The organism is Oerskovia sp. Root918 (genome assembly GCF_001428945.1).
GTDB classification, from domain to species: domain Bacteria; phylum Actinomycetota; class Actinomycetes; order Actinomycetales; family Cellulomonadaceae; genus Oerskovia; species Oerskovia enterophila.
On sequence record NZ_LMJG01000012.1, the window covers coordinates 154,390 to 179,975 of the forward strand.

Here is a 25,586-nt window from a genome sequence, read left to right on the forward strand (position 1 = left end):
GTCGGGCCGAGGCCCGTGCCCTGACGACGAACCGCGGGCGCTGGTACGGTCGGCGCGCAGCCGGCACCGTCGCGGGCTCGGGGGCTGGAGGGGCACGAGATGGAAGAGGCCGATCGGGGGATGTGGACCCGGCTCGCGGTCCTTGCGGTCGTGGTGCTGGGGGCGGCCGTGTGGTGGACGACCTCCGACGCCGCGCTCGTGGCCCGCGGAGGTGAGGAGCTCGATCTGATGTACGACTACTCGTCGCTCGAGGAGCTGGCGGTCGAGACCACGGACGTCGCCGTCGTCGAACCGACCGGGGAGACCTGGACCGAGCACGTCAGCGAGGCTCCCTTCGTCGTGACCGAGCTCAGGGTCGTGAGCTCGGACGACGGCCCGCTGGTCGCCGACGACCTCATCACGATCCGTCAGGACGACGGGCGCTATGTCAACGCCGCGCCCGTCCCGCGCGCGGGGGAGCGCTACGTGATCTTCCTCGACCGGTCCGAGAGCGATCCGGGCGGGACGAGGTACGGGATCGTCGGCGCTCAGGCGGTATGGCACCTCGACGGTGCGCGGGGCAAGCTCACGACGCCGAAGAGCTCCTTGCCGCGACGGGTGACGGTGTCAGGTTCTGAGGGTGAGCTGCGCGTCTCGTCGCGGTAGCGGTTCGCGCAGGGACCGCGACCCCAGAGCGAGCAGCGGTGCCGCGAGCGTCGCCCCGGCGGCGAAGAGAGCGACGCCCGTCCACCCCGCGTGGACCCACGCGACGCCCCCGAGCCAGCCGAGCAGGCTCGACGCCGCGTAGTAGAAGACGTTGTAGAGCGACGTCGCCTGCGCCCGCCCCACGACCGCCCGGTGCCCCACCCACCCCGACGCGACCGCGTGCGCCCCGAAGAACGCCGCCGTCAGGACCACAAGACCCAGCAGGATCACGGGCAGCTGCGGGGCGAGCGTCAGGAGCGCCCCCGCGCTCATCGCGGCCCCCGCCGCCGCCAGGACGCGGCGGCGCCCCCACCGGACCGTGAGGCTGCCCGCGAGCCTCGACGAGACCGTCCCGCCCAGGTAGGCGAAGAACACGAGCGACGTGACCGCGGGCGACAGCAGGTAGGGCGGGGCCTCGAGGCGAAAGCCCAGGTAGTTGTAGATGGTCACGAACCCGCCGATGACCAGGGCGCCGTTGCCGTACAGGACGAGCAGGCCGCGGTCGCGCAGGTTGGCGGTCACCAGCGCGCCCACCTCGCGCAGCCGCGCGCCGCCCGGAGAGAAGCCCCGTGCGCGGGGAACCAGCAGCACGAACGCCAGGGTCGCGACCGCGCACAGCGCCGACACCGTCGCGAGGCCCACGCGCCACCCCGCGAGCTCGGCGACCGGCGCTGCGAGCACCCGGCCCGCGAGCCCGCCCACCGACGCCCCGCCCACGAACAGCCCCGCGACCACGGCCGTGTGCGCGGCGTGCACCTCCTCGTGCAGCAGCGTGACGGCGAGCGCCGGCACCCCGCCGAGCGCGGCCCCCTCGAGGAAGCGGCCCGCGACGAGCAGCTCGGTCGTGGGCGCGAACGGCACCAGGACGCCCAGGGCGCTCGCGGCCACGAGCGCGGCCCGCATGGCGCGCACGCGCCCGACGCGATCGGCGACCACGGACCAGGGGAGGACCGCGAGCGCGAGGCCGAGCGTCGCGGCCGAGACCGTCAGGGACGCGGTCGGGGCCGAGACCCCGAGGTCGGCCGCGACGACCGGGAGGATCCCCTGAGGTGAGTAGAGCTGCGCGAACGTCGCGACCCCTGCGCACACGAGCGCGACGACCGTCCGGCGGTATCCCCGGGAGCCGCGCCGGTGGCCCGTCCACGCCGCGGGTGGGAGGGGAGCGGGCACCAGGGTCGTGGTCATGCGCTCGACGCTAGGAATCACCGACTCTTGCGTCCAATGCATGTTTGACTGTCGACGCATACGCTCGGCGCATGGATGTCACCCTCGACGAGCAGACCCGCCGCCTCCTGCCCCTGCTGCCCGCGTTCGTCGCGGTCGCCGAGGTCGAGCAGGTGACGCTCGCCGCCGCGATGCTGCGGGCCCCGCAACCGACCGTGTCCCGGGCCGTCGCCCGGGTCGGGGAGGTGCTCGGCGTCCCGGTCGTCGAACGGCACGGACGCGGCATCCGCCTGACCGACGCGGGCCGCGCCCTGCTGCCCCACGCTCGCCAGGCGCTCGCGGCGCTGGGCGCGGGCGTCGACGCGGTCCGCTCGGCCGAGGCGCTCGCGCGCGGCACCCTGTCGGTCGCGTTCCAGACGTCCCTGGGCGAGTCCGTGGTCCCTGCGCTCATCAAGGAGTTCCTCGCGGGGCACCCCGCAGTCCGCTTCACCATGACGCAGGGCGCGCGCCGGACGTGCCTCGACGCGCTCGCCGCGGGCGAGGCGGACATCGCCCTGGTCTCGCGTCTCGTGCCGGCCCCGGCCGGGCTCGACACCCTCACGCTCTTCCAGGAGCCGCTGGTCCTCATGGTCCCGGCGGGGCACGAGCTCGCGGGGAGGACGGGCGCCACGCTGCGCGACGCGGTGCGCTCGACCTTCATCACGCTCAAGCACGGGTACGGTCTGCGCGGGACGGTCGACGCGCTGTGCGCCGCGGCGGGTGTGCGCCCGACCATCGGGTTCGAGGGCGAGGACCTGCACACCGTCCGGGGGCTCGTGGCCGCGGGCCTGGGCGTGAGCGTCCTGCCGCCCGCGCGTCACCCTGTGCACGAGGGCGTCGAGCTCCGCCTGGACGAGCCCGTCACGACGCGCGACATCGGCGCGGCGTGGTCCCCGCAGAACACGTCGCCCACGCTGGCCGCGTTCGTCGCGATGCTCCGCGCGGGGACGTCGGTCGCGGGGGTGCAGGCCGTGGGAGCGCGGGCCGGTGGGGTGCCCGACGGCGGAGCGTCCGTCCGCTGAGCCTGCGTCCCGGTCATCGGTCGCGAGGGCCGCGCCAGGGTGAACTGCCGGGTGTGATCCGCGTCGCCCCCGGTGTCGCGGGGCAAGAACGACGGGCCTCGCGACATGATGAGGGTGACGGGTGACGCCACCGCGGACCCGCGACGATGCCTCGAAGGAGTACCGCCCATGACTTCCCTGCGCCGCCTCGCCCCCGCCGTCTCTCTCGTCGCGCTCCTGGCGCTCACCGCGTGCGGCACCGACACCGACTCGGGCGGCTCGTCGCCCACCGCCGAGGAGAGCAGCAGCGCCGAGGAGACCACGCCGTCCGAGGAGACGCCCGAGGCGCCGCTGAACGCTGCCGACCTGCCGATCGAGGCGGGGGCCAACGGGGTCGACCTGCCCGACGGGATCGACCCGCCCTCGAACGGTGGCACGGGGGCGGCCTGGACGGCTGAGGACGGCTACCTGTACGTCGTGACGTTCGGGTCGAGCACGTGCCCGACCGTCGCCGAGGGCGAGGCGACCCTCGAGGGGAGCGACGTCGTCGTGACCTTCGAGAAGGTCGAGGACGACAAGCCCTGCACCATGGACATGCGTGGCTGGACCACGGTCGTCAAGGCGCCCGAGGGCGTCGACGAGTCGGCCGACGTGACCGTGAAGCTGGACGAGGCGGGCTCGGTCGTCCTGACCCCGCGTGCGGCCGCGGGCCAGGTCGGCGAGGCCGCGTGGGTCGAGCAGTCCTGACCTCCTGACAGCGCTGGGCGGCGGCACGGGGCGCCGCCCGTGAAGTTCGCGTGAAAGGGCTGGGCCCGGAGACCTCGAACGAGGTCCCGGCCCAGCCCGACCCGTTACCGTTGCCGGGTGAAGACGCCCTCCCGCCGCACGTCAGCGCTGTCCGCTGCGACGCTCGCCCTCGCCCTGCTGCTCGGCGCGTGCGCCCCCTCGCCCAAGGTGCAGAGCCCAGCGCAGACTGCGTCGTCGGGTTCGACGGGAACCGGTGAGGAGGTGCCGGCCGAGCTCGCCGAGTTCTACGGCCAGACCCTCCAGTGGGAGGACTGCGGCGGCGGGTTCGAGTGCACGACCGCCATCGCACCGCTGAGCTGGAAGGACCCCGCGCAGGGCACGATCGAGCTCGCGCTCAAGCGGCTTCCGGCCGAGGGCGAGAAGATCGGCTCCCTGCTGACGAACCCCGGAGGGCCGGGCGGGTCGGGCGTCGAGTACATCACGAGCGCCGCCGCCGGGATCGGGGAGCCCGTGCGCGAGGCCTACGACCTCATCGGGTTCGACCCGCGCGGCGTCGGCTCCTCGACCCCCGTGGTCTGCCTCGACGACGCGGCCAAGGACGAGTCGCTCTCGCGCTCGTTCGAGGACAGCGACGAGGGGCGCGCGGCGATGGCCGCCGACCTCGAGGCGTGGGCCGATGCGTGCGCCCAGAACACCGGGGACCTCCTGGGCAACGTCGACACCCAGAGTGCCGCACGCGACATGGACATGCTGCGCGCGGTCCTGGGGGACTCGACGCTCAACTACCTCGGCTTCTCCTACGGGACCCAGCTCGGCGCCACGTACGCGGGCCTGTACCCGGAGAAGGTCGGGCGCATGGTGCTCGACGGCGCGATCGACACCACGCTTTCCTCCGACGAGATCGGGGCGCAGCAGGCCGTCGGCTTCGAGAACGCCCTGCGCGCCTACGTCGAGGACTGCCAGGGCGGCAAGGACTGCCCGCTCACGGGGACCGTCGACGAAGGCATGGCGCAGATCCGCGCGTTCCTGGACCAGGTCGGCGAGCGGCCCCTCAAGACCAGCAGCGACCGACGCCTGACGCAGACGCTCGCGTTCTACGGGATCGCGCTGCCGCTCTACAACAACGAGAACTGGTACGCCCTGACGGCGGCACTCGACGCGGCGATGAACGGCAACGACGGCACCATGCTGCTGAGCTTCGCGGACCTCTACAACAGCCGCAACGCCGACGGCACCTTCAGCGACAACTCGGCCGAGGCCTTCCGGGCCGTCAACTGCCTCGACGCGCGCGGCAACCCCGACCCCGAGTTCATGAAGGAGCAGGCCGCCCAGATCGAGGAGGCCGCCCCGACCATGGGCTCGTTCTTCACCTACGGCGGCATGGCGTGCGTCGACTGGGCCTACCCGGTCGCGGACCAGGAGTTCGACCTGCACGCCGAGGGCGCCGCGCCCATCGTCGTGATCGGGACCACGAACGACCCCGCGACCCCGTACGTCTGGGCCGAGGGCCTGGCCAAGGCGCTCGACTCGGGCGTGCTGCTCACGTGGGAGGGCGAGGGGCACACGGCCTACGGTCGCTCGAACGCGTGCCTCGAGGACGCCGTGGACGCGTACCTGGTCGACGGGAAGGTCCCCGAGGACGGGAAGGTCTGCTGAGCGCCGGCCGCGTCCGGCGGCGGGTGCGGCCGGCTCGGGGTGGATCGGGTGGGCGGCGGGCTCCGGGGGCTCTGGCGGGCTCCGTGAGGAGCTTGCCCGACGCCGTCGCGGAGGTCGGTTTGTCTCGACGCCCTCGCGTTGGGTACAGTAGCGACGCTTGCTGAAACGGAGCGCCGCAAGGCGAGACGTCCGGTACGCGCCGCCTTAGCTCAGTCGGTAGAGCGTCTCACTCGTAATGAGAAGGTCAACAGTTCGATTCTGTTAGGCGGCTCAGACAGGAAGGCCCGGAACCTCGACGGTTCCGGGCCTTCTGCGTTGTCCGGGGCCTGCTCGGACTACAGGCAGCCGCCCGCTACCCAGTCGGAGTTCGCGGTCGCGAAGTCGGGGTCGGCCGTGGGGGACAGGACCCGCATGAGGATGACCTGCTCGGGAGTCCCGGCCGGCTGCAGCCCGTCCTTGTCGCCCTGGGTCTCGAAGACCAGGTAGCCGTCGGGGCCGGAGAGCCACCAGACGTTCGACACCGGACCAGGGTTCCCCGCGACCAGGTTCGGGTAGGTGGCCTGCAGCGTCGCCAGGTCCGTGCCGATGCCGACGCCCTCGGCGGTGCGCGGTCCAGCCTGGAGGACGTCGATCCAGACGACCCCGGAATCGGTGACCTCGACGGCCGTCGGATACCCGCCGTCGGCCCCGGGGTAGGTCGTGACCCATCGGCCGGGGTCTCCATCGCCCATGTCCGCGCACTCGTGGGGCGACCACCGGATCATCGCAGCCCCGGGGTTCGACTCCGGAGGGACCCCGATCGCGAGAGGGCCGAGGCCCGCGGTGCTGATGATGAGGTCCTCGAACGCAGGAAGTAGCTCGGCAGCGGGTGCCTCGGTCGACGGGGGATCGGCGCTCTTCGGGGCTTCCGCGGACGGTGTGGGGGTCACGTCGCGCGGCGTGGTGGCGCTCTGGGACGGGGCGATCGACGAGGGGTCTTCTGCCGGGGTGGGGCTCGCGCAACCAGCAAGCGCCAGGGCAACGACCGCCGCGCTGACGAGAGCTCGCCCGCGGAATCTCATGTCGCACCACCCTTGACGCTTCCACGTTCAGCGTACGCGCAGCGCTCGGCCGTGAAGCGGAACGATGCACGAACGCAACCTCGGGCGGAGCGCGAGGGGCTCCAGCTCCCGTGGTCGTGCTCGGCATCCTCGGTAGGAGCGGAGTCCCGGACCGACCCCCGTGAGCCACCACCTAGGCTTGTCCCATGTTCACATTCGGCCGTCGTCGCCCCGTCACCTACGTCCTGGGCCAGCCGGTCAAGAGCTTCCCGGAGATCGCTCCCCAGGTGGAGCGCGGCAACATCCTGCGCATCACAGAGATCGGCGAGCCGGTCCTGCACACCCCGTGCCGTGAGGTGACCGAGTTCGGCACGCCCGAGCTCGCGCAGCTCGTCGACGACATGTTCACCACGATGTTCGTCGCGGAGGGCGTGGGCCTCGCGGGGCCGCAGGTCGGCGTGGACCTGCGGATCTTCGTGTACGACGTCGAGGACGAGAACGAGGACCGCCACGTCGGGCACGTCGTCAACCCCGTGCTCGAGGTCTTCGACGGACCGGGCGACGAGATCGAGGAGAGCGACGAGGGCTGCCTCTCGATCCCCGGCGCCTACTCGCCGCTGGCTCGCCCCGTGAAGGCGACCGTCCGCGGGTTCGACCAGCGCGGCAACCCCGTCGAGCTCACGGGCACGCACTTCTTCGGCCGTGCCCTCCAGCACGAGGCCCAGCACCTCGACGGCACCCTCTACTTCGACCACCTGGCGCCCGCGGCCCAGGAGGCCGTGATCGCCGAGATGCACCAGGAACGCCCCGGCATCCTGGACGAGCGCCGCGAGCTGTCCGACGCGCTGGGCAAGGCGCCCGCCGAGTACCCGGCCGAGCCCCTGCGCTAAGACCAGTCCTCCGGGCGGGCCCTGCACAGCGGGCCCGGCCCGACCGGCCCGACCCGGCCGAACCCGAACACACGAGAGCCCCCGCCCGGGAGCCGCAGCAGGTGCTCTGCGGACGGCTCCCGGGCGGGGGCCTTCGTACGTTCGAAGTCAGCCGCGCTGCGCGCGACGGCTGACGAGCACCGCGCCGACGCCAGCGGCGAGCAGGGCTGCGGCCCCGGCGGCGATGAGCATCGCGTTCGAGCCGGTGGCGGCCAGGCCGTCCTTCTCGGCGGCGACGGTGTTCGAGACGGGGACAGCGCCGTCGACGGTCACGGGATCGGTGCCCGCAGGACTCTCGGCGCCCTCGGGGACCGTGGTCGTCGGCGTCGTATCGGGCACCACGGTCGTCGGGTTCTCGGCGTCGTTGCCGCTCGCCGGAGGCGTGGTGACCTCGTCCGGGCCCTTGGGTGTCCCGGGGACGGCGGGAGTCTCCTCGTCGGTGGGGAGCTCGGCTCCCGGGACCACGGGGGTCAGCGGGGTCGGGGGCTCGGGCGGCGTCGTCGGCGTGCACACGGGCTTCTGCCCGCCCTCGCCGAAGTGCTCGTTGTACTCGGCGACCTGGACCCAGGTCACGCAGTAGCCGTCGGGGAACGCGGCAGCGGCACCGCTGAAGTCGTAGAAGCTCGTGCCGATGTACTTGCCGGACGGCTGGTTGTTGAGCGACTCGAAGTGGGTGCCGAAGCTCTGGGACCCGGTCCCGTCGAGCGCGGTCGCGCGGTAGTTCACGTGGCCGCCGTCGACGTAGGCGGTGCCCGTCGGCAGGGTCACGCCCCCGGCGGTCACGGTGTACGGGGTCGGGTCGTCGGAGCCGCCGGCGAACGCGATCGCGGGGGTGGCCGCGAGGATCGCTGTCGTCAGGAGGGCGACGGGTACTGCGCGCATCAAGGAGGACCTTTCCGGGGGGGGAGGGGTGCCCTCGGCTCAGGGGTGCGAGCGGGGCTGGCCAGATAGTGAACTGGACGGTTGTTCAGTTCACCGTACTCTCCCGACATGCCTGTCTCCACCACCCAAACCGGACATGTGAGCGCTAAACGTACCGTTACCCGGGTGAATGTGGAAGCGCTACCAAACTGTTGGCAGTCCTTCCGGTTCCGGGCGTCTCGGCCCTCGGCGCGGAGGTCCTCCAGACCGAGGTGCGCCTCGTGCGAAACCTCCGCTGCGTCGTCGGGCAGGGGCTCCAGTGCTCCGGGCAGTCAGGCCGCGGCGACCGACCGGTCACCCCCGAGCGGGACGGCTCAGAGCGTCGCCAACCACTGCACGACTGCGTCGCTCACCGCCGCATGGTCGTTCCGGACGTCGTGTGCCCCGGGCAGGCGAACCTGCGTGACGGGGCCGGGGATCGCTGCGACGTGCTCGTCGAACTCCTCGGGCGAGCCGAACGGGTCGGTCGTGCCCGACACGAACAGCACGGGCACCGTGAGCTGCGGGAAGTGGTCGACGCGCAGCTTGTCGGGCTTGCCCGGCGGGTGGAGGGGGTAGCTCAGCAGCACGAGCCCGGCCGCGGGCAGGCCCTCGGCCACGGCGATCGAGCACATGCGCCCGCCGTACGACCGGCCGCCGAGCACGAGCCGGTCCGGCGCGAAGCCCTCCTCGGCCGCGAAGCGCCCGGCCTCCTCGACCAGGTGCGCGACGGCGACCGGCGCACGGTCGGGCATGCGCCTGCCCGCGATCCGGTACGGGAAGTCGACCCGCCGCACGGGCAGCGGCTCCACGGCCTCCTCGACCGCGACGAGCGTCGGGTGGTCGCGACCGGCCCCGGCCCCCGGGGTGAGGAGGAGCCCGCCGACCGTTGGAGCTGGGGATCGCGTCATGGGTCCAGTGTTGCAGCGGCGGGCTGGTCGGTGCCGAGCATGCGGTCGCCGTTCCTCGAGCATGCGGTTGTCGTCCGTCTCCTGGGGATTCCGGACGACAACCGCATGCTCGGCCAGAAGGGCGGGGCTGCCGACGACCACGAGGTTCCGTGCGGTCGAGCACGAGGTTGCGGTCGCGGACGTGCTCAAATCGACCGCAACCTCGTGCTCGGCACCCAGCGCCTACAGCCCCGCGAGCAGCTCCTGCATCTCCGCGATCTCGGCCTCCTGCGCGTCGATGATGGCCTGCGCCAGCTCGTGCGCCTCGGGGTTCTCGCCGTCGGCGAGCTCGGCCTCGGCCATGTCCACGGCACCCTGGTGGTGCGCGATCATGCCCTCGAGGAACAGTCGCGAGACCGTCGTGGCGTCCGCGTCCTCGAGCGCCTGGATCTCCTCGTCGGTGAGCATCCCGTCCATGGAGTGCCCCGAGTGGTCGCCCGTCGACCCGGCTCCCCACTCCTCGAGGAACCCGTTCATGCGCTCGATCTCCGGCGCCTGTGCACCCTCGATGCGGGTTGCGAGGTCGACGACCGCTGGGTCGACACCGTTGGTGTCGAGCACGATCCGTGACATCACGAGCGCCTGCTCGTGGTGCGGGATCATCATCTGCGCGAACATCACGTCCGCGTCGTTCGCCGAGGCGTCGGCTCCTGCGTCCGGCGTGCCCTGCGAGGTGTTCTCGCCCATGTCGTGGCCCTCCATGTCTCCCGTTGCGCCGTCGCCCCCGTCGGTGCAGCCCGCGAGGAGCAGCGTCGAGCCGAGCGTCAGACCGATCGTGGCCCTGGTCAGGGTGTGCTTGTTCATCAGTGGTCCTTCAGGTGTGTCGGTGTGCCGCGAGCCCTCGCGGCGGTGATGGCGTGCTGCGGCCCCGTCCGGGCCGAGCTCCTATCTCCGACTGATCCCGAGCGCGACGAGAGACGGCGGACGCAGCGCCCACCCGGGCCGCGACCAGGGTGCGACGACGCGCGCGAGGTGCGTGACGCCGTCGGGCAGGCGACGCCACAGCGCCGGGCCTGCGAGCGACACGAGCGCGACGAGCACCATGAGGCACATCGCCACGAGCTCGCCGTGCCCCGTGCCCGACGGCGCCACCTCCTCCGCGTCGACGTCGCCCGTCGTGTGGCTCGCCGGGCTCGTCGTGCCTGCGGCGGCCGTGTGCGTCGTGCCGTGCGTCACGGGGCTGCCCGACATCTGGTGCATCCCGACGAACCCGCCGAGCAGAACCAGCATCCCGAGCAGCACCGCGAACCGCCGGACGAGGCCGGAGGTTCGCGGGGGCCGCAGTGCGGACGACAGGCCGGGCACGGGGCTCAGGACGCTGCCACGCGAGCCGGGTCGAGGTCCAGCCGGCGCAGGAGCTGCGCGTTGAGGGCCACGATCACGGTCGACAGGGACATGAGCAGCGCGCCCACGGCCATGGGCATGACGAACCCGACCGGGGCCAGGACTCCCGCCGCGAGCGGCACGGACACCAGGTTGTACCCGGCGGCCCACCACAGGTTCTGCTTCATCTTCCGGTAGCTCGCCGTGGACAGCTCGATCACGGACAGGACCGATCGAGGGTCGTCGCTCGCGAGGATGACCCCTGCCGACGCGATGGCGACGTCGGTGCCCGCGCCGATCGCGATGCCCACGTCCGCCTGTGCGAGCGCCGGGGCGTCGTTGACGCCGTCGCCGACCATCGCGACCTTGTGCCCACGGGCCTGGAGCTCGGAGACCTTGGCGCCCTTGTCTCCCGGGCGCACACCGGCGAAGACCTCGTCGATGCCGAGCTCGTCCGCGACCGACTGCGCCACGGCCTGGGCGTCACCCGTGATCATGACGACGCGGATGCCGCGACGGTGCAGGGCGTCGATCGCCTCGCGCGACTCGGGCCGGATCTCGTCGGCCAGGGCGAACGCGCCGAGGATCACGGCGCTGCCCGCGGGCCCGCCGGCTGACCCGTCCGAGAGGGCGAGCGCGTGCAGGACCGTCGCGCCCTCGCTCTCCCACGCGGCGACGTCGGGCAGCGCGGACAGGCCGTGCTCGCGCAGGAGCGAGGGGCCACCGACCGCGATGCGGCGACCGTCCACCAGGCCCGAGACGCCCACGGCCGTCGACGACCGGAAGTCCTCGGCGCGCGGGACCCGCACGCCCCTGTCCGCCGCTGCGCCCACGATCGCGCGGGCCAGCGGGTGCTGCGAGTCGGCCTCCACGGCCGCGGCCAGCGCGAGCAGGTCCAACTCGGTGCCCGACGCCACGGTCAGGTGCGTCACGACAGGCTCGCCCTTGGTCAGGGTGCCGGTCTTGTCGAACAGGACGGCGTCGACCGTGCGCATCTGCTCGAGCGCCATGCGGTCCTTGACGAGCACGCCGGCCTTGGCCGCGCGCTCGGTCGAGATCGAGACGACGAGCGGGATCGCGAGACCCAGCGCGTGGGGGCACGCGATGACCAGGACCGTGATGGTCCGGATCAGGGCGTCCTCCGGTGTGCCCCAGATGCTCCACGCGACCAGGGTCAGGACCGCGGCGCCCAGCGCGAACCAGAAGAGCCAGCCCGCGGCACGGTCGGCGAGGCGCTGGGCGTGCGACGACGAGGCCTGAGCCTCGGCCACGAGGCGCTGGATGCCCGCGAGGGCCGTGTCGTCGCCGACCGCGTCGACCTTCACGCGCAGCGCCTGGTCGGTCGCTACCGTCCCGGCCACGACGTGGTCGCCGACCGTCCGGCGCACCGGGCGCGACTCGCCCGTGATCATCGACTCGTCGACGTCCGCGGTGCCCTCGGAGACCACGCCGTCGGCAGGCACGCGCCCGCCAGGGCGCACGACGACGACGTCCCCCACCACGAGGTCCGTCGGCGACACCGTGGTCACCTGGCCGTCGTCGCCCACGCGCTCGGCCTCGTCGGGCAGCAGGGCCGCGAGCGACTCGAGGGCCGACGACGACTGCGCGAGCGAGCGCATCTCGATCCAGTGGCCCAGCAGCATGATGACGACCAGGAGCGCGAGCTCCCACCAGAAGTCGAGCTCGTGCGACAGGATCCCCAGGCTCGCGCCCCACGACGACACGAACGCGACCGTGATCGCGAGCGCGATGAGCAGCATCATCCCGGGCTTGCGGGCCCTGAGCTCGTCGACCGCGCCCGTGAGGAACGGCCTGCCGCCCCAGACGAACATGATCGTGCCGAGGACTGGTGAGACCCAGGCGATGCCCGGGACGTCGGGCAGCGAGTAGCCGATGATCGACGCGAACATCTCGCTCGCGAGGACCGTGGGGACCGCGAGGGCCAGCATGATCCAGAACAGGCGGCGGAACATCGCGACGTGGCCCGAGTGGCCGCCGTGGCCTGCATGACCATCGTGACCTGCGTGACCCACGTGACCCGCGTGGGCTGCGTGGGCCGCACCATCGGTGCCGGGCATCGCGGTCATGTCGTGGCCGGCGTGGCCCGCGTGCGCGTCGTGGTGCGCGTGCCCCGGCTCGGTGGCCGCTGCCGTGTGCGCGCTGTGGTCGGCGCGGGCCGGGTCCGCAGCACCGTGCCCGTGCCCGGTGCGGCCGGTGGGGCCACCGTGCTCGTCGTGGTCCATGGGATTCATCGTCCCGTCCTTCCTCCTATCGCGCCGGGCGAGCCTTCGCTCGGCAATACCCCCCTGGGGTATCGATAACTCATGATCCTGCCGCAGCATTCCCGGTCCGTCAAGAGGAGGCGGTGCAGGCTGGCGCGCGACGGTCCGAGGACCGTCCTAGCCTGGACGGACCGACGACGGGCGGAGCCGCCATGACCCTGGTCCTTCACGACGAGCTCTTCGACGCGCAGCTCGTCCGCGCGCTCGCCTACGTCGCGCAGGGCGGTGCGGAGGTCGGTGAGTGCATCGAGACGGCTCGGCGCATCTCGCACAGCGACGGCGACCGGTGGTACGACGAGTGGTCGGCGACCGCAGCCCGGGTCGAGAAGACCGCCCAGGAGAGCGATGTCGCGGGACACGTCGTGAGCGCCCGCACCGCCTACTTCCGCGCCTCGAACTACTACCGGACGGCTGGTCTCTTCCTCATGGGATCGCCCGTCGACGACAGGTTCCGGGAGAGCTCGCGCCGACAGACCGACACGTTCCGCAAGGGCGCGGCTCTGCTCGACCTGCCCCCCGACGTGCTCGAGATCCCCTTCGAGGGCGGGACGTTGCCCGGGTACTTCTACCGGGCGTCCGACGACGGACGCCCGCGTCCCACGGTCCTCCTCGTCGACGGCTACGACGGCACTGCCGAGGAGCTGTACTTCGCGAACGCGGTCGCGGCGCTCGAGCGAGGGTACGACGTGCTCGCGTTCGACGGTCCGGGGCAGGGCAGCGTGATCCTCGACCAAGGGATCCCGTTCCGACCGGACTGGGAGACCGTGGTCACCGCGGTGGTCGACCACGCGCTGACCCTGGCCGAGGTGGACCCGCAGCGGATCGTCGTGCACGGGTGGAGCTTCGGCGGGTACCTCGCGCCGAGGGCCGCGTCGGGCGAGCACCGGCTCGCGGCCTGCATCGCCGACAGCGGTCCGTACGACCTGTACGACACGGTCGCTGCGAGGTTCCCGGCGCTCCTGGCGGGCCACCTCGAGGACGACCACGGGGCTGCTCTCAAGGTCGTCGAGGCAACGCTGCACCAGCTCCTGAAGAAGACCTCGGCGGGTTGGGCGCTGCGTCGGAACCTGTGGGTGCACGGGGTCGACGACCCCATGGCGTTCATCAGGATCGCGCGCGACTACACGATGCGCGGACGTGAGCACCTGATCGAGTGCCCCACGTTCGTCTGCCGCACGGTCGGGGACGATCTCTCCACGTCCGCGCGGACGCTGGCCGAGAACCTCGGCTGCCCCACCGAGTACGTCGAGCTGGGCCCCGAGGAAGACGTCACGGGCCACTGCGAGATGACGGGCCGGGCCGTGTTCCACCAGCGCGTGTACGACTGGCTCGACGAGACGCTCGAGTACGACGGCGAGCCTGTGGCTCCGTGACCTCCCCCGAGGCTGGGAGCGCCGTCGCGCCCGGGCGGTGAGGCGGTCGGAACGCGGGGGTCCGGCTCGTCGAGAGGGGCCGAAGACGAGGTTGCGGTCGCTCTGAGCTCGAGAACGACCGCAACCTCGTGCTCGGCACCCAGAGGTCAGCCCCGTCTCACGATTCATAGCCTCCCCATAGGTTCGTGACAGCACGACCCCAGTACCGCTCCCTACCGTCGCCCTCAGTGACCGCCGCGCCCTCGTGCGCGCAGGACGTGAGGGAGAACATGGGTCAGCTGCTCAGACGCACGAGCACCAGGACACGGGTGGTCGCCGGGGCGCTCGCCCTGGTGCTCGTGGCCGGTGCCGTCTACTGGTTCGTGCTCCGCCACCCCTCGTCGGCCGCTGCCGCTCCCGAGGCGACCACGCAGTCGGTCGCCGCGAGCCTCAGCACGGTCCAGCAGAGCGTCACGACGTCCGCGACCCTGACGCCGAGCGTCCAGGAAGAGGTCTCGTTCGCAGGCTCGGGCACCGTGACGTCCGTCGACGTCCAGGCGGGCGACACGGTCGAGGAGGGACAGGCGCTCGCGACGATCGACACCCTCCAGCTCGACGCCGCGGTCCTGTCCGCGCGGGCCGACCTCGTCGAGGCGCAGGCGACGCTCGCCGACAGCCAGGACGCGTCCGACGGATCGGCCGCCGACCTCGCGCGCATCAGCGCGGACCAGGCGCAGGTCGAGGTCGCGCAGTCCGCGGTCACCGCGGCCGAGGCGGCGCTCGCGGGCGCGACGCTCACGGCCCCGGCCGCAGGTCTCGTGACCGAGGTCAACGTGTCGGTCGGGCAGGCCGTCACCGGGTCGACGTCGAGCGCGTCGGGTTCCGGCAGCAGCAGCGGCAGCAGCGGCGGCACCGCCGGCACCGGCTCCGGCGCGACGGGCGGGACCGGCGCGAGCGGGGCCGCACCCGGCGCGACGAGCAGCGCCACGACCACGTCGTCGGGCGCGGCCTTCGTGATCGTGGGCACCGACGCCTGGGAGGCGACGGCCACGGTGGGCGACGCCGACCTGCCGCACCTCGCGGTCGGCAACCAGGTCGAGCTCACGGTCGACGGGCTCGAGGACACGGTCTTCGGGACGGTCGCGACGATCGGCCTGCTGCCCTCGACGACGTCGGGCACCGCGACGTACCCGGTCACGATCTCGGTGACGGGCTCGCCCGAGGGCCTGCACGACGGCGTGAGCGCCGACGCCGAGATCATCTACGAGCGTCGCACCGACGTGCTCACGGTGCCGACCGCCGCGGTCCGCACGGTCGACGGCGAGTCGGTCGTGACGCAGGCGGGCGAGGACGGCGAGGAGGTCACCACGGTCGTGACGGTCGGCGAGACGACCGGGAGCCTGGTCGAGATCACGAGCGGCCTCGAGGAGGGCGACGAGGTCCTGGTCCAGGTGGTCCAGCGGACCGAGACCGGCACGGGCGGCGACGAGTCGGGCCAGACCGGGCAGATGCCCGGCGGCGGGAGCTTCGACCCGAGCCAGCTCCCCGAGGGCTTCGACCCGAGCCAGATGGGTGGCCCGGGCGGGCAGGGCGGGGGACCGCGCAATGGCTGACCTCTCCGGCCCGACGGCGTCGCTCGCCCTGGGTACCTGGTCCCACGCCCGCGAGGGCGAGCCCCGGGCGGCCGGGCGTGCCGCCGATGGGCAGGGGCCCGTCATCGAGCTGCACGCCGCGGGCAAGACCTACCGCACGGGCTCGGTCGAGTTCGAGGCGCTGCGCGGCGTGGACCTCGCGATCCGTCAGGGGGAGTACGTCGCGATCATGGGCCCCTCGGGGTCCGGCAAGTCGACGCTCATGAACATCCTGGGCTGCCTCGACGTCCTCACGACCGGGCAGTACCGCCTCGCGGGCGACGACGTGGGCGACCTGGACGAGGAGGACCTGGCCGCGATCCGCAACCACCAGATCGGCTTCGTGTTCCAGCAGTTCCACCTGCTGCCCTCGCTGTCGGCGTGGCGCAACGTCGAGCTCCCGCTGACCTACCGGCGCGTCCCGGCCGACGAGCGCCGCGCACGGGCGACCGCCGCGCTCGAGCGCGTGGGCCTGGGCGACCGGCTCGCGAACCGGCCCGGCGAGCTCTCGGGTGGCCAGCAGCAGCGCGTCGCCGTGGCTCGCGCACTCGTCGGAGAACCGGCGATGATCCTCGCGGACGAGCCGACCGGGAACCTCGACTCGGCCTCGACCGAGGACGTCCTGGGGCTGTTCGACGACCTGCACGCTCAGGGCCGCACGATCGTCCTCATCACGCACGAGCTCGAGGTCGCCGAGCGCGCGCGCCGGATCGTGCGCGTCCGGGACGGCCTGATCCAGAGCGACACCCTGACGTCGGGGGTGGCCGCATGACCTGGCGCGAGACCCTCCTCACGGGCTGGACCGCGGTGCGGTCGCACGCGATGCGCTCGCTCCTGACCGTCCTCGGCATCCTCATCGGGATCGCCGCGGTGATCCTCACCGTGGGCCTCGGGCTGGGGACGCAGAAGGACGTGAGCGAGCAGATCAGTGCGCTCGGCTCGAACCTCCTGATCGTCACGCCCGGATCCAACACGGACAGCGAGGGGATGCGCGGCGGGTTCGGGTCGGGCGCGACCCTCACGCGCACGGACGCCGAGGCCCTCGCCTCGGACGTCAGCGCGCCCGACGTCGCCGGGGTCGCCCCCGAGAAGACGTCGTCGCTCTCGGTCGAGACGAGCGAGACCAACTGGACCACCCAGGTCGTCGGGACGACCGAGGACTGGACCGACGTCCGCTCGCGCGAGCTCGCCCTGGGCGAGTTCTTCACAGCGGAGGACGAGGCGGGCCAGGCCACGGTCGTGGTGCTGGGTGCCGAGACCGCGACCGAGCTGTTCGGGTCCCCCGACGCCGTCGGGCGCAGCGTCACGATCGAGGGCACGGTCTTCTCGGTCGTCGGTGTCCTGGCCGAGGCCGGGGCGGACTCGTCGAGCGACCTCGACGACATGGCCGTCATCCCGCTGAGCACCGCGGCCAACCAGGTCATGGGCGGCACGTCCCGCTCGTCGGTCTCGACCATCTACCTCAAGGCCTCCTCCGAGGACGTCCTGTCCGCGGCCTACCAGGAGGCCGAGGCCGTGCTGCTCAACCTGCACGGCATCACCGCCGCCGACTCGGCGGACTTCTCGATCAACAGCCAGGACGCCCTGGTGTCCACGGCGACGTCGGTCTACCGGACGCTCACGGTCCTGCTCACGGGGATCGCGGCGCTCTCGCTGCTCGTCGGCGGGATCGGCGTCATGAACATCATGCTCGTGTCGGTCACCGAGCGGACCCGCGAGATCGGGCTCCGCAAGGCGCTGGGCGCGCCGCCGTGGGCGATCCGCCGCCAGTTCCTGGTCGAGGCGTCGATCCTCGGCCTCGCGGGTGGGGTGATCGGCGCGGCCCTGGGGATCGTCGCGGCCAAGGCCCTGCCCGGCGTGCTGGGCACCTCGATCGTGGTGCTCCCCGCCGCCGTCGTGGGGTCGATCGTGGTCGCCCTGGTGATCGGCGTCGTGTTCGGCGTCTACCCCGCCGTCCGGGCGGCGCGGCTCGCGCCCATCGACGCCCTCCGGTCGGAGTGACCGTGCCGCTCCCGTCCACGCTTCGTCCCAGCGCTCGTCCGGCCACGCCGTGCCGTCCGGGCGCCCTGAACCCGTCCGTCCCGCGCGTCGTCGCGGAACCGTCGAGGAGAGACTCATGAACACCATCACACCCGTCGGCCTGAGCCCTGCGTCCCGGCCGGTGCGCTCGCGTCGTTCGCTCGCCGCGCCGGCGATCCTCCTGGGCGCGAGCCTGCTGCTGAGCGCCTGCTCGGGCGGGGACGCGGACGGCGCCTCGGACGCCGAGAGCACCGCGACCGACAGCGCGCAGGACGGGGCCAGCCGCGGAGGGCAGGGCGGTCAGGGCGGGCCCCGGGGTATCTCCGGCGAGATCGCGGCGATCTCCGACGGCGTGCTCCAGGTCCAGTCCTCCGACTCCCAGACCGCGGTCGCGTACTCCGGCGACACGACGGTCTCGCGGACCACGACCACGACGCTCGACGCCGTGACCGTGGGGTCGTGCGTGGTCGTGGTCACGGGGAGCGCCGACGGCTCGGCAGCGGCCGCTGCCACGAGCGTGGCCGTGACCGCGCCGGTCGACGGTGAGTGCTCGGGCGGGTTCGGCGGGGGCGGTCAACGCCCCTCGGGCGATGCCCCGGTAGGGGAGGACGCTGCGGGCGACGCGGGGGATCGCCCCGAGCGCCCGGAGGGCGCCCCGACCGACCTGCCCACGGACATGCCCGACGGCGCCGATCGCCCGAGCGGAGGCGGGTTCGGCGGGATCGTGGTCGGGAAGGTCACGGCCGTGGCCGGTACCGAGATCACGGTCGAGTCGAGCGGCTCGTCCGGACCGGGGGCGGGCGACGGGGCGAACGACGCGTCGACCGCCGGGCCGACGAGCTCGACCGTGACCGTGGACGGCTCGACCACCTACACGACGACCACAGCGGCGGACACCTCGGCGCTCGCTGTCGGGCTGTGCGTGAGCGTCGGGACGCAGCCGGCGGGAGGTACGTCCGGCGGCTCCACGTCGGGGGCGGCGACCGACACCTCGGGCACCGTGACCGCGACGAGCCTGACCTTGTCCGACGCCGTCGACGGCGAGTGCTCGACCGGCTTCGGCCGTATGGGCCAGGGTGGCCCCGGTGGCGACGGCGGGCCCGGACAGGGCGGTGGCCGCGGCGGGCAGGACACGTCGAGCGAGAGCGGGAGCGACGATGCGTGAGCCGACGCCGCGTGCTCGCCGGGCGGACCGGGGCACGACCGAGCAGGGCGTGGCCGACCAGGACCCGACGGCCGCGACCGAGGCAGCCGTGACTGCCGACGAGCCAGTGCGGACCCCTGCCTCGGTGCGGCGGGGAGCCAAGCGTCGCCGCAAGCTCGTCGTGTCGGGGGTCTCGGCGGTCGTGGTCGTGAGCCTCGTCGGGGCAGGGGCGGCCTTCGCCGCGAACCGGGGGAGCGCTGGGACCTACCGGACCGCGACCGCGACCACGGGAGAGGTCACCCAGACCGTGGACGCGGCCGGGACCGTCGCGTCGGCCGCGCGGGCCGACGCCGCGTTCTCGGTCGCGGGCACGGTCGCGACCGTGGCCGTCGGCGTGGGGGACTCCGTGAGCGCGGGCGACGTGCTCGCGACGCTCGACCTCACCGAGCTCGAGGACGCGGTCGAGTCCGCGCAGGAGACACTGGCGCGGGCCGAGCAGACGCTCGAGGACGACCTCGCGTCGCAGACGTCGTCGAGCAGCACGGCGGCTGGCCTGTCCTCCAGCGCGTCCTCGTCGACCAGCACGTCGACCCGGACGTCCGGGACCTCGGCGTCGATCGCCTCGATCACCTCGACCTCGTCCTCCGGCACGTCCGGGGTGTCACAGACCGTCGCGAGGGTGGCGGGTTCGTCCCCGGTGGTGACGCAGGCCGTCGCGACGACGACTCCGTCAGCGGCAGCGTCCTCGGCCTCGGCGGGCGGTGCGTCACCTTCGGCCGAGGTCGCACAGGCGCTCGAGGCCGTCGAGCTCGCCCAGCAGGCACTTCTCGACGGGTACGACGCTGCGACCGCAGCGCTCGAGTCGAGCTCGACGAGCATCGTCGGCTCGCAGGAGGCGTGCGCGGCGTTCCTCGCGGCGACCGACGAGGACCTCCCGTCCGCACCGGCCGGGGGCGAGGCCGACGAGGCCGACGACGACACAGGCGCAGGGGCACCCGCCCAGGACGAGACCTCAGCGGACCGCGTCGACCTCGAGGCCGCGCTCACGACCTGCCAGGAGGCCATCACCGCGGCCCTCGGTGCGCAGACCGACGTCGACGGCGCCCAGCACTCGCTGCTCGACCTCGCGGCCCAGCTCGACGCCGCGATCCAGACGGCGCAGGAGGCGCTGGCCGCCGACCAGGCGGGCGGGTCCGAGGGGCAGACTCCGGGCAGCAGCGGTGACAGCGGCACCGGAAGCGGCGGCAGCGGCACAAGCGGTGGATCCTCTGGCACTCCGGCAGGCCCCTCGAGCGGCGACGGTGGCTCAGGCTCCGGCGTGACCGGCCCCGGTGGCGCGAGCGGGACAGGAGGCAGCGGGTCGGGCACCACCGGCCCCACGTCGGGCGGCAGTGCGACGAGCCAGCAGGCCGCGTCGGCCCAGCAGGTCCTGGCGGACCGTGCCGCGATCGACCTCGCCGAGGCTCAGGTCGCGATCGCCCAGGCCGACGCGCAGCGCTCGACCCTGACGAGCCCGATCGCGGGCACGGTTGCGCAGGTCGCGCTCGCGGTGGGCGACCAGGTCGAGGCGTCGTCGACCTCTGCCGTCGTGACGGTCCTGGGTGCCGACGGCTACGTCGTCGAGACCACGGTGCCGTTGACCGCGGTGGTGAGCCTCGCCGTCGGGCAGGAGGCGGCCGTGACCGTGTCCGACGACCCGACCGTGCGCACGGGCACGGTCAGCAGCATCGGGGTGCTCAGCACGAGCACGTCCTCGACGCCCGAGTACCCCGTGACGATCTCGCTCGACCCCCAGGACGAGACCCTGTACGAGGGGTCCTCGGCGCAGGCGTCGATCACGGTCGCGGGCGGCACGGACGTGCTGGTCGTCCCGACGTCGGCCGTGCGCGCGACCGGGACGGCGCGCACCGTCGCGGTCCTGCGCGACGGGAAGGTGACGGACGTGACCGTGGAGGTCGGCGCCGTCGGGCAGGAGACCACCGAGATCACCTCGGGGCTCGACGCGGGCGACGAGGTGATCCTCGCTGACCTGACCCAGGAGATCGTGACCGACGAGGAGTCCTCGACGGGCCTCACGGGCCTCGGGGACAGCGGCAGCCCGCAGCAGCGCGGCCAGATGCCGAGCGGCGGGGGAGGTCAGTTCCCCGCCGGGGGCACGGGAGGGCCGCCGAGCCGGGGCTAGCCGGCCGCGGGCACGGCTGTCACGGCGCGGTGGGCACGCTCGTCACTGCGCCGCAGGCACGCTCGTCACGGTGGTCAGGAGGAACGCCGAGTCCTCGAGCGCGGTGACGGCGTGCCGCTCGTGCGTGAGCACGCGCAGCTCGCCCGTCCCGACCTCCTCGTCGCCACCCAGCGCGGTGACCCGCACGCGCCCGCGCAGGACCTGGATGCTCGCGGCCGGGGGAGCGTTGTGCTCGCCCAGCTCGATGCCCGCGAGGATCGCGATGATGGTCTGGCGCAGGACGCCGTCGTGCAGCACGACCTCCGCGCTGCGGCCGTTGTCGCCGTCCCGGGCGCGGGTGAGGTGCGCGTCCGTGAGCAGCTCGAGGTTCGTCATGAGGGGCTTCCGTTCGGGTGGGGGACGGGTGTCGGGGGCCCTCCCATCATGGCCGCAGGGCGTCCGGTTCGCCCGGTGTGCGTGAGTGCCCGACGGCGTCGCGCGCCCCGCGCTGGCGTCGTGCTCGGGCGTCCCCCCGTGCCGTGCTCCGCGCCGGCACCTGCCTGTGACGGCCGTCACTCGATGCCCGACCGGCGTGCGCTCGGGCGGCGGGTACCTGAAACTGGGTGGATGCACGCTCCCACCTTCGTCGACGTCTGGCAGCTCCTCGACGACGCCGACCGAGCACGACTGGCCGAGATCGACGAGACGCAGAGCGAGATCCTGACCTTCCTGCGGACGACGCCCATCGAGGACGTCGACGCGCCCATGTTCTCCGAGCTCCAGGTCGAGCGGCTGCGGGTCTACCGGGGCGCGCTCGAGCGCTCGGGAGCCGCGGAGGAGGACACCGAGGACGCTGCGTCGGCCTAGCCGACCGCGAACCGGCGACCCCGCTGGCCGAGGTCAGAGCCCGAGCGGTCGGTCGTAGTACACGTTCAACCGCACCTCGTCCCCCGTCACGGTGACGTTAGAGCAGACGCGGCGCGCGGTGATCCAGCTGCGTCCGGTGCACGTCTGGCCCGCGGGGGCTGCACTCGCGGCGAGGTCGGCGGGTGACTGCCCCGGCGGGCCGGACAGGGTCAGCTCGCGCCAGCAACCACCCGACCCGCACCCCATCCCGTCGGTCGTGATCGTGACACCCTGCGGGAGCGCGGGGACCGCGGAGGCGGGCGGGATCCCTCCCTCGTCGGACTCCGCCAGGAGGATCGCCCCTGCCTCGTAGGTCAGCGCGAGACCCACGAGCGTGACGCACGCGACGACGACGGCCTTGGTCCGGGACACCTGAGCATCGTAGGGCGCGCTCCCCGACGACTGCGTGAGGGCCGGCTCGGTCAGGCGGTCGAGGCGCCGGGCCCATGGGCGAGCGCCCCCGCCCGCGGCGAGCGTGTCCGCCTGCGCCCGCTCCCGGTGCGCGGGAGAGTAGGGGGCATGCAGATCCTCTCCTCGATCGCGACGGCGCTGTTCACGGCCGTCGCGACGATCGTCATGGTCCTCCTGCTCGCGGCGACGGCCCGCAGGGTCCTGGGGGTCCCGGTCGGGTGGATCCGCTCGATCCTCATGACGGTCTTCGTGGTCTCGATCGGGTCGTGGGGGCTCACCGAGGGGTTCCAGCAGCTCGGCGTGCAGGAGGCCGACGGGTCGCTCACGGTCCATCCCGGGGTCGTGCTCGTGATCATCGTCCTCGCGTGGGCGTGGTCGTTCGTGATCGGCCTCGGGCTGCTGCTCGTCCTGGAGCTCCTGGTGCCGACGGGCAGCATCCCGACGCCCTGGCGCGCTGTCGTCGAGCTCCGCAGCGGGTCCAAGGACATGTGGCGCTACGCGCAGATCATGGGGATCATGCTGCGGCACGGGCTGGGCGGGTTCTTCGGCCGCGGGGCGCGCCGGCGCAGCCACCAGCGGACCACGGACACCGAGGAGCGGGCCGTGGCCCGCGAGCTGCGGGCCGCGCTGAGCGACGCGGGAGTGACGTTCGTGAAGCTCGGCCAGATGCTCTCGACGCGCGCGGACCTCCTGCCCGCGGTGTACGTCGAGGAGCTGTCCCGGCTCCAGAGCCAGGTTCCGCCCGCCCCCTGGGCGCAGATCGAGGGCATGGTCACGCGGTCGATCGGCGCCCCTGTGGACACGGTGTTCGCGCACTTCGACCCGGACCCGATCGCGTCGGCGTCGGTCGGCCAGGTGCACTGCGCGACGCTCCTCGACGGCCGCGAGGTGGTCGTCAAGGTCCAGCGGCCCGGGGCCCGCACCCAGGTCCTGGGCGACCTGCGGATCGTGCTGCGGATCGCGCGCCGGCTCCAGCGCGACACGTCCTGGGGTCCGTCGCTGGGCATCATGGACCTCGCCGAGGGATTCGCGGCCTCCTTGCGGGAGGAGCTCGACTACACGACCGAGCTCGAGAACACGCTCAACGTGCAAGGGGCGCTCGCGACCGTCAGGCGCTCGCGGCGGCACCCGCTGCCCGGCCTGCACCAGGGCGAGGACCCCGACGCGAACGTGCCCCTCGTCGAGATCCCGCGCGTCTACCCGGAGCTGTCGAGCTCGACGCTCCTGGTCATGGACCGCCTCGACGGGACGCCCGTCGGGGACGCGGCCGAGCTGCTCACGACGTTCGACGACGACGCGCGCCACGACATCGCGGCCCGCCTGCTGCGCGTCACGCTCGACCAGATCGTCGTGACCGGGGTCTTCCACGCCGACCTGCACCCGGGCAACGTCCTGCTGCGCGACGACGGCTCGCTCGGGCTGCTCGACTTCGGGTCGGTGGGCCGGCTCGACGAGGCCGAGCGGGTCGCGCTCGCGGCCGTGCTGCTCGCGGTCGAGGCCGACGACTCGATCGCGGCGACCGACGCGCTCATCGAGCTCCTCGACCAGCCCGAGAGCTTCGACGAACGCCGGTTCGAGCGCTCGGTCGGCCAGCTCATCCTGCGGTTCCGGGGTGGAGGGGCCGCCAACAGCGGGTCGCTGTTCGCCTCGATGGTCCGGCTCGTGAACGACGCGGGCATGGGCGTGCCACCGCAGGTCGCCGCGGCGTTCCGCACCATCGCGTCGCTCGACGGGACGCTGCACGTCCTGTCCCCGTCGTTCGAGCTGGTGTCCTCGGCCCGCGACGAGGGCGAGGAGCTGCTGCGCAACATGGTGAGCCTGCGCAAGATCCGGGCCAAGGCCGGGTCCCAGCTCCTGGCGTTCGCCCCGTCGATCGAGCGCCTGCCGCGGCGCCTCAACAAGATCACGTCCGACCTCGAGGCCGGGAAGTTCACGGTCAACGTCCGGGCGTTCTCCGACCCCGGTGACCGGAAGTTCGTCACGAGCCTGGTGCAGCAGGTCATCTCGACGATCATCGCCGCGGCGAGCGTCGTGGGCGGGGTGTTCCTCCTGATCGCGGAGAACGGCCCGCAGCTCACGAACGACCTGAGCTGGTACTCGGTCTTCGGCGCCGTGATGCTGTTCGTCGGTGCGGTGCTCAGCATCCGCGTGCTGATCTACGCGTTCCGCGGGGCGCCGGGGGACCGAGGCGCCAGGGAGTGGTAGGTCGCGGGACGGGGGCCCGGGTCTCCGTGAGCGGGAGACGCCGTGCTGATGCGTCCCCGGGCCGCTAGCGTGCGCTCATGTCCCGCCGCGAGCTCGTCGTCCTCGGCACCGCCAGCCAGGTGCCCACCCGGACGCGCAACCACAACGGCTATGTCCTGTTCTGGGACGACGAGGCCGTCCTGTTCGACCCGGGCGAGGGGACGCAGCGGCAGATGCTCCGTGCGGGGGTGTCGGCGACGGACCTGACGCGGATCGCGATCACGCACCTGCACGGCGACCACAGCCTGGGGCTGGCCGGCGTCGTGCAGCGGATCAGCCTGGACGGCGTGCCGCACACGATCCCGGTGTCGTTCCCGGCGTCGGGCGCGGCGTGGGTCGACCACCTGATCGACGCGACGTCGTACCACCACCGCGCGGACCTGGAGCTCCAGCCGCTGGCCGAGGACGGGGTCGTCTGGCCCGTGCGCCCGGAACAGGGCTTCACGCTGCGCGCCGAGCGGCTCGAGCACGGTGTCGAGGCGTTCGGCTACCGGCTCGACGAGCCCGACGGCCGGCGCATGGTGCCCGCGCTCCTCGCCGCGGCCGGCGTCGCGGGCCCCGCGATCGGGGTGCTCCAGCGCGAGCGAACGGTGGTCACGGTCGACGGGCGGACCGTCCGGCTCGAGGACGTGAGCGCCCGGCGCCCGGGGCAGTCGTTCGCGTTCGTCATGGACACGCGCCTGTGCGACGCGGTGTTCTCGCTCGCGCGCGGGGTCGACCTGCTCGTGATCGAGTCGACCTTCCTCGACCGGGACCGCGAGCTCGCGCACGCGTTCGGTCACCTGACAGCGCTGCAGGCTGCCACGGTCGCGGCGGAGTGCGGCGTCCGGTCGCTCGTCCTCACGCACTTCTCGCAGCGCTACCAGGACGCGGGGGAGTTCTGGGCCGAGGCCAGGACCGTGTTCGACGGCGAGCTCACGGTCGCCGAGGACCTCGACCGGGTGCAGGTCCCGCCGCGCGTGCACTGAACGGTGGCGCGGTGCGCACCTGGTCCCGGAGCCGG

General features: G+C 73.1%; 23 protein-coding genes and 1 tRNA gene. 15 read left to right on the forward strand and 9 right to left on the reverse strand.

From position 1 onward, the window contains the following. Positions 1 to 99 precede the first annotated feature (99 nt). The gene (locus tag ASE27_RS10155) at positions 100 to 645 is read left to right on the forward strand and encodes a hypothetical protein (RefSeq protein ID WP_157257528.1); all 546 of its coding nucleotides are present in this window, start codon (positions 100 to 102) and stop codon (positions 643 to 645) included. Here the strand turns inward: ASE27_RS10155 and ASE27_RS10160 are convergent. After that, entirely contained in the window at positions 607 to 1,869 is a 1,263-nt protein-coding gene (locus tag ASE27_RS10160; protein WP_056649413.1) for an MFS transporter, read from the reverse strand. The genes ASE27_RS10155 and ASE27_RS10160 overlap by 39 nt on opposite strands. Positions 1,870 to 1,940: 71 nt before the next feature. Between ASE27_RS10160 and ASE27_RS10165 the strand changes: the two genes are divergently transcribed. The 4 genes from ASE27_RS10165 to ASE27_RS10180 all read left to right on the forward strand — a co-directional run bounded on the left by ASE27_RS10165 (position 1,941) and on the right by ASE27_RS10180 (position 5,562). Continuing rightward, a complete protein-coding gene (locus tag ASE27_RS10165) occupies positions 1,941 to 2,909 on the forward strand; it encodes a LysR family transcriptional regulator (protein ID WP_056649416.1) in 969 nt (322 codons plus the stop codon). 168 nt (positions 2,910 to 3,077) lie between these two features. After that, complete coding sequence (locus ASE27_RS10170; protein ID WP_056649418.1) at positions 3,078 to 3,635, forward strand: hypothetical protein; 558 nt, start codon at positions 3,078 to 3,080, stop codon at positions 3,633 to 3,635. Positions 3,636 to 3,752: 117 nt separating this feature from the next. Further along, a complete protein-coding gene (locus ASE27_RS10175; protein WP_056649421.1) occupies positions 3,753 to 5,291 on the forward strand; it encodes an alpha/beta hydrolase in 1,539 nt (512 codons plus the stop codon). A 198-nt stretch (positions 5,292 to 5,489) separates the two neighbouring features. Beyond that, positions 5,490 to 5,562 (forward strand) — tRNA-Thr (locus tag ASE27_RS10180). A gap of 64 nt (positions 5,563 to 5,626) precedes the next feature. On the opposite strand, the gene ASE27_RS10185 is transcribed toward ASE27_RS10180, so the two are convergent. Beyond that, a complete protein-coding gene (locus tag ASE27_RS10185; RefSeq protein ID WP_056649423.1) occupies positions 5,627 to 6,220 on the reverse strand; it encodes a hypothetical protein in 594 nt (197 codons plus the stop codon). A gap of 317 nt (positions 6,221 to 6,537) precedes the next feature. On the opposite strand from ASE27_RS10185, the gene def reads away from it, so the two are divergent. Then, positions 6,538 to 7,221 carry a peptide deformylase gene (def, locus tag ASE27_RS10190; protein ID WP_056649425.1) on the forward strand — a complete coding sequence of 228 codons (684 nt, stop codon included), beginning with the start codon at positions 6,538 to 6,540 and terminating at the stop codon, positions 7,219 to 7,221. 147 nt (positions 7,222 to 7,368) lie between these two features. Here the strand turns inward: def and ASE27_RS10195 are convergent, their stop codons facing one another. The 5 genes from ASE27_RS10195 to ASE27_RS10215 form a co-directional block, all read right to left on the reverse strand. Beyond that, positions 7,369 to 8,142, reverse strand: coding sequence for a hypothetical protein (locus tag ASE27_RS10195; protein WP_056649428.1), 774 nt, complete (start codon positions 8,140 to 8,142; stop codon positions 7,369 to 7,371). Between the two features lie 353 nt (positions 8,143 to 8,495). Further along, positions 8,496 to 9,071, reverse strand: a complete 576-nt coding sequence (locus ASE27_RS10200) for an alpha/beta family hydrolase (protein ID WP_056649431.1) — start codon at positions 9,069 to 9,071, stop codon at positions 8,496 to 8,498. Positions 9,072 to 9,293: 222 nt separating this feature from the next. Further along, positions 9,294 to 9,914, reverse strand: coding sequence for a DUF305 domain-containing protein (locus tag ASE27_RS10205; RefSeq protein WP_056649434.1), 621 nt, complete (start codon positions 9,912 to 9,914; stop codon positions 9,294 to 9,296). Positions 9,915 to 9,995: 81 nt separating this feature from the next. Further along, a complete protein-coding gene (locus ASE27_RS10210) occupies positions 9,996 to 10,340 on the reverse strand; it encodes a DUF6153 family protein (RefSeq protein WP_157257530.1) in 345 nt (114 codons plus the stop codon). Positions 10,341 to 10,420: 80 nt separating this feature from the next. Further along, a complete protein-coding gene (locus ASE27_RS10215; RefSeq protein WP_082608780.1) occupies positions 10,421 to 12,676 on the reverse strand; it encodes a heavy metal translocating P-type ATPase in 2,256 nt (751 codons plus the stop codon). 191 nt (positions 12,677 to 12,867) lie between these two features. Between ASE27_RS10215 and ASE27_RS10220 the strand changes: the two genes are divergently transcribed. The 6 genes from ASE27_RS10220 (at position 12,868) to ASE27_RS10245 (ending at position 21,043) form a co-directional block, all read left to right on the forward strand. Then, positions 12,868 to 14,088: a S9 family peptidase gene (locus ASE27_RS10220; RefSeq protein ID WP_056649440.1), complete on the forward strand. Its 1,221-nt coding sequence runs from the start codon at positions 12,868 to 12,870 to the stop codon at positions 14,086 to 14,088. A gap of 227 nt (positions 14,089 to 14,315) precedes the next feature. After that, positions 14,316 to 15,680 carry an efflux RND transporter periplasmic adaptor subunit gene (locus tag ASE27_RS10225; protein ID WP_235535409.1) on the forward strand — a complete coding sequence of 455 codons (1,365 nt, stop codon included), beginning with the start codon at positions 14,316 to 14,318 and terminating at the stop codon, positions 15,678 to 15,680. Next, positions 15,673 to 16,470: an ABC transporter ATP-binding protein gene (locus ASE27_RS10230; RefSeq protein ID WP_082608781.1), complete on the forward strand. Its 798-nt coding sequence runs from the start codon at positions 15,673 to 15,675 to the stop codon at positions 16,468 to 16,470. The genes ASE27_RS10225 and ASE27_RS10230 overlap by 8 nt, the downstream gene beginning before the upstream one ends. Further along, positions 16,467 to 17,699: an ABC transporter permease gene (locus tag ASE27_RS10235; protein WP_056649443.1), complete on the forward strand. Its 1,233-nt coding sequence runs from the start codon at positions 16,467 to 16,469 to the stop codon at positions 17,697 to 17,699. The genes ASE27_RS10230 and ASE27_RS10235 overlap by 4 nt, the downstream gene beginning before the upstream one ends. A gap of 115 nt (positions 17,700 to 17,814) precedes the next feature. Continuing rightward, positions 17,815 to 18,882 (forward strand): hypothetical protein, encoded by a 1,068-nt coding sequence (locus ASE27_RS10240; RefSeq protein WP_056649446.1) that lies wholly within the window; start codon positions 17,815 to 17,817, stop codon positions 18,880 to 18,882. Beyond that, positions 18,875 to 21,043 carry an HlyD family efflux transporter periplasmic adaptor subunit gene (locus ASE27_RS10245; protein WP_056649449.1) on the forward strand — a complete coding sequence of 723 codons (2,169 nt, stop codon included), beginning with the start codon at positions 18,875 to 18,877 and terminating at the stop codon, positions 21,041 to 21,043. The genes ASE27_RS10240 and ASE27_RS10245 overlap by 8 nt, the downstream gene beginning before the upstream one ends. 42 nt (positions 21,044 to 21,085) lie before the next feature. On the opposite strand, the gene ASE27_RS10250 is transcribed toward ASE27_RS10245, so the two are convergent. Then, positions 21,086 to 21,418: a hypothetical protein gene (locus ASE27_RS10250; protein WP_056649451.1), complete on the reverse strand. Its 333-nt coding sequence runs from the start codon at positions 21,416 to 21,418 to the stop codon at positions 21,086 to 21,088. Between the two features lie 231 nt (positions 21,419 to 21,649). Here ASE27_RS10250 and ASE27_RS10255 point away from each other — a divergent pair, with 231 nt between their 5' ends. Beyond that, positions 21,650 to 21,889 carry a hypothetical protein gene (locus ASE27_RS10255; protein WP_056649455.1) on the forward strand — a complete coding sequence of 80 codons (240 nt, stop codon included), beginning with the start codon at positions 21,650 to 21,652 and terminating at the stop codon, positions 21,887 to 21,889. Between the two features lie 33 nt (positions 21,890 to 21,922). On the opposite strand, the gene ASE27_RS10260 is transcribed toward ASE27_RS10255, so the two are convergent. Further along, a complete protein-coding gene (locus ASE27_RS10260) occupies positions 21,923 to 22,300 on the reverse strand; it encodes a hypothetical protein (RefSeq protein ID WP_056649459.1) in 378 nt (125 codons plus the stop codon). Positions 22,301 to 22,447: 147 nt separating this feature from the next. Between ASE27_RS10260 and ASE27_RS10265 the strand changes: the two genes are divergently transcribed. Together ASE27_RS10265 and ASE27_RS10270 are read left to right on the forward strand one after the other, a co-directional pair. Beyond that, positions 22,448 to 24,544, forward strand: a complete 2,097-nt coding sequence (locus tag ASE27_RS10265) for an AarF/ABC1/UbiB kinase family protein (RefSeq protein WP_056649462.1) — start codon at positions 22,448 to 22,450, stop codon at positions 24,542 to 24,544. A 77-nt stretch (positions 24,545 to 24,621) separates the two neighbouring features. Next, positions 24,622 to 25,551 carry a ribonuclease Z gene (locus ASE27_RS10270; protein WP_056649465.1) on the forward strand — a complete coding sequence of 310 codons (930 nt, stop codon included), beginning with the start codon at positions 24,622 to 24,624 and terminating at the stop codon, positions 25,549 to 25,551. Positions 25,552 to 25,586 lie beyond the last annotated feature (35 nt).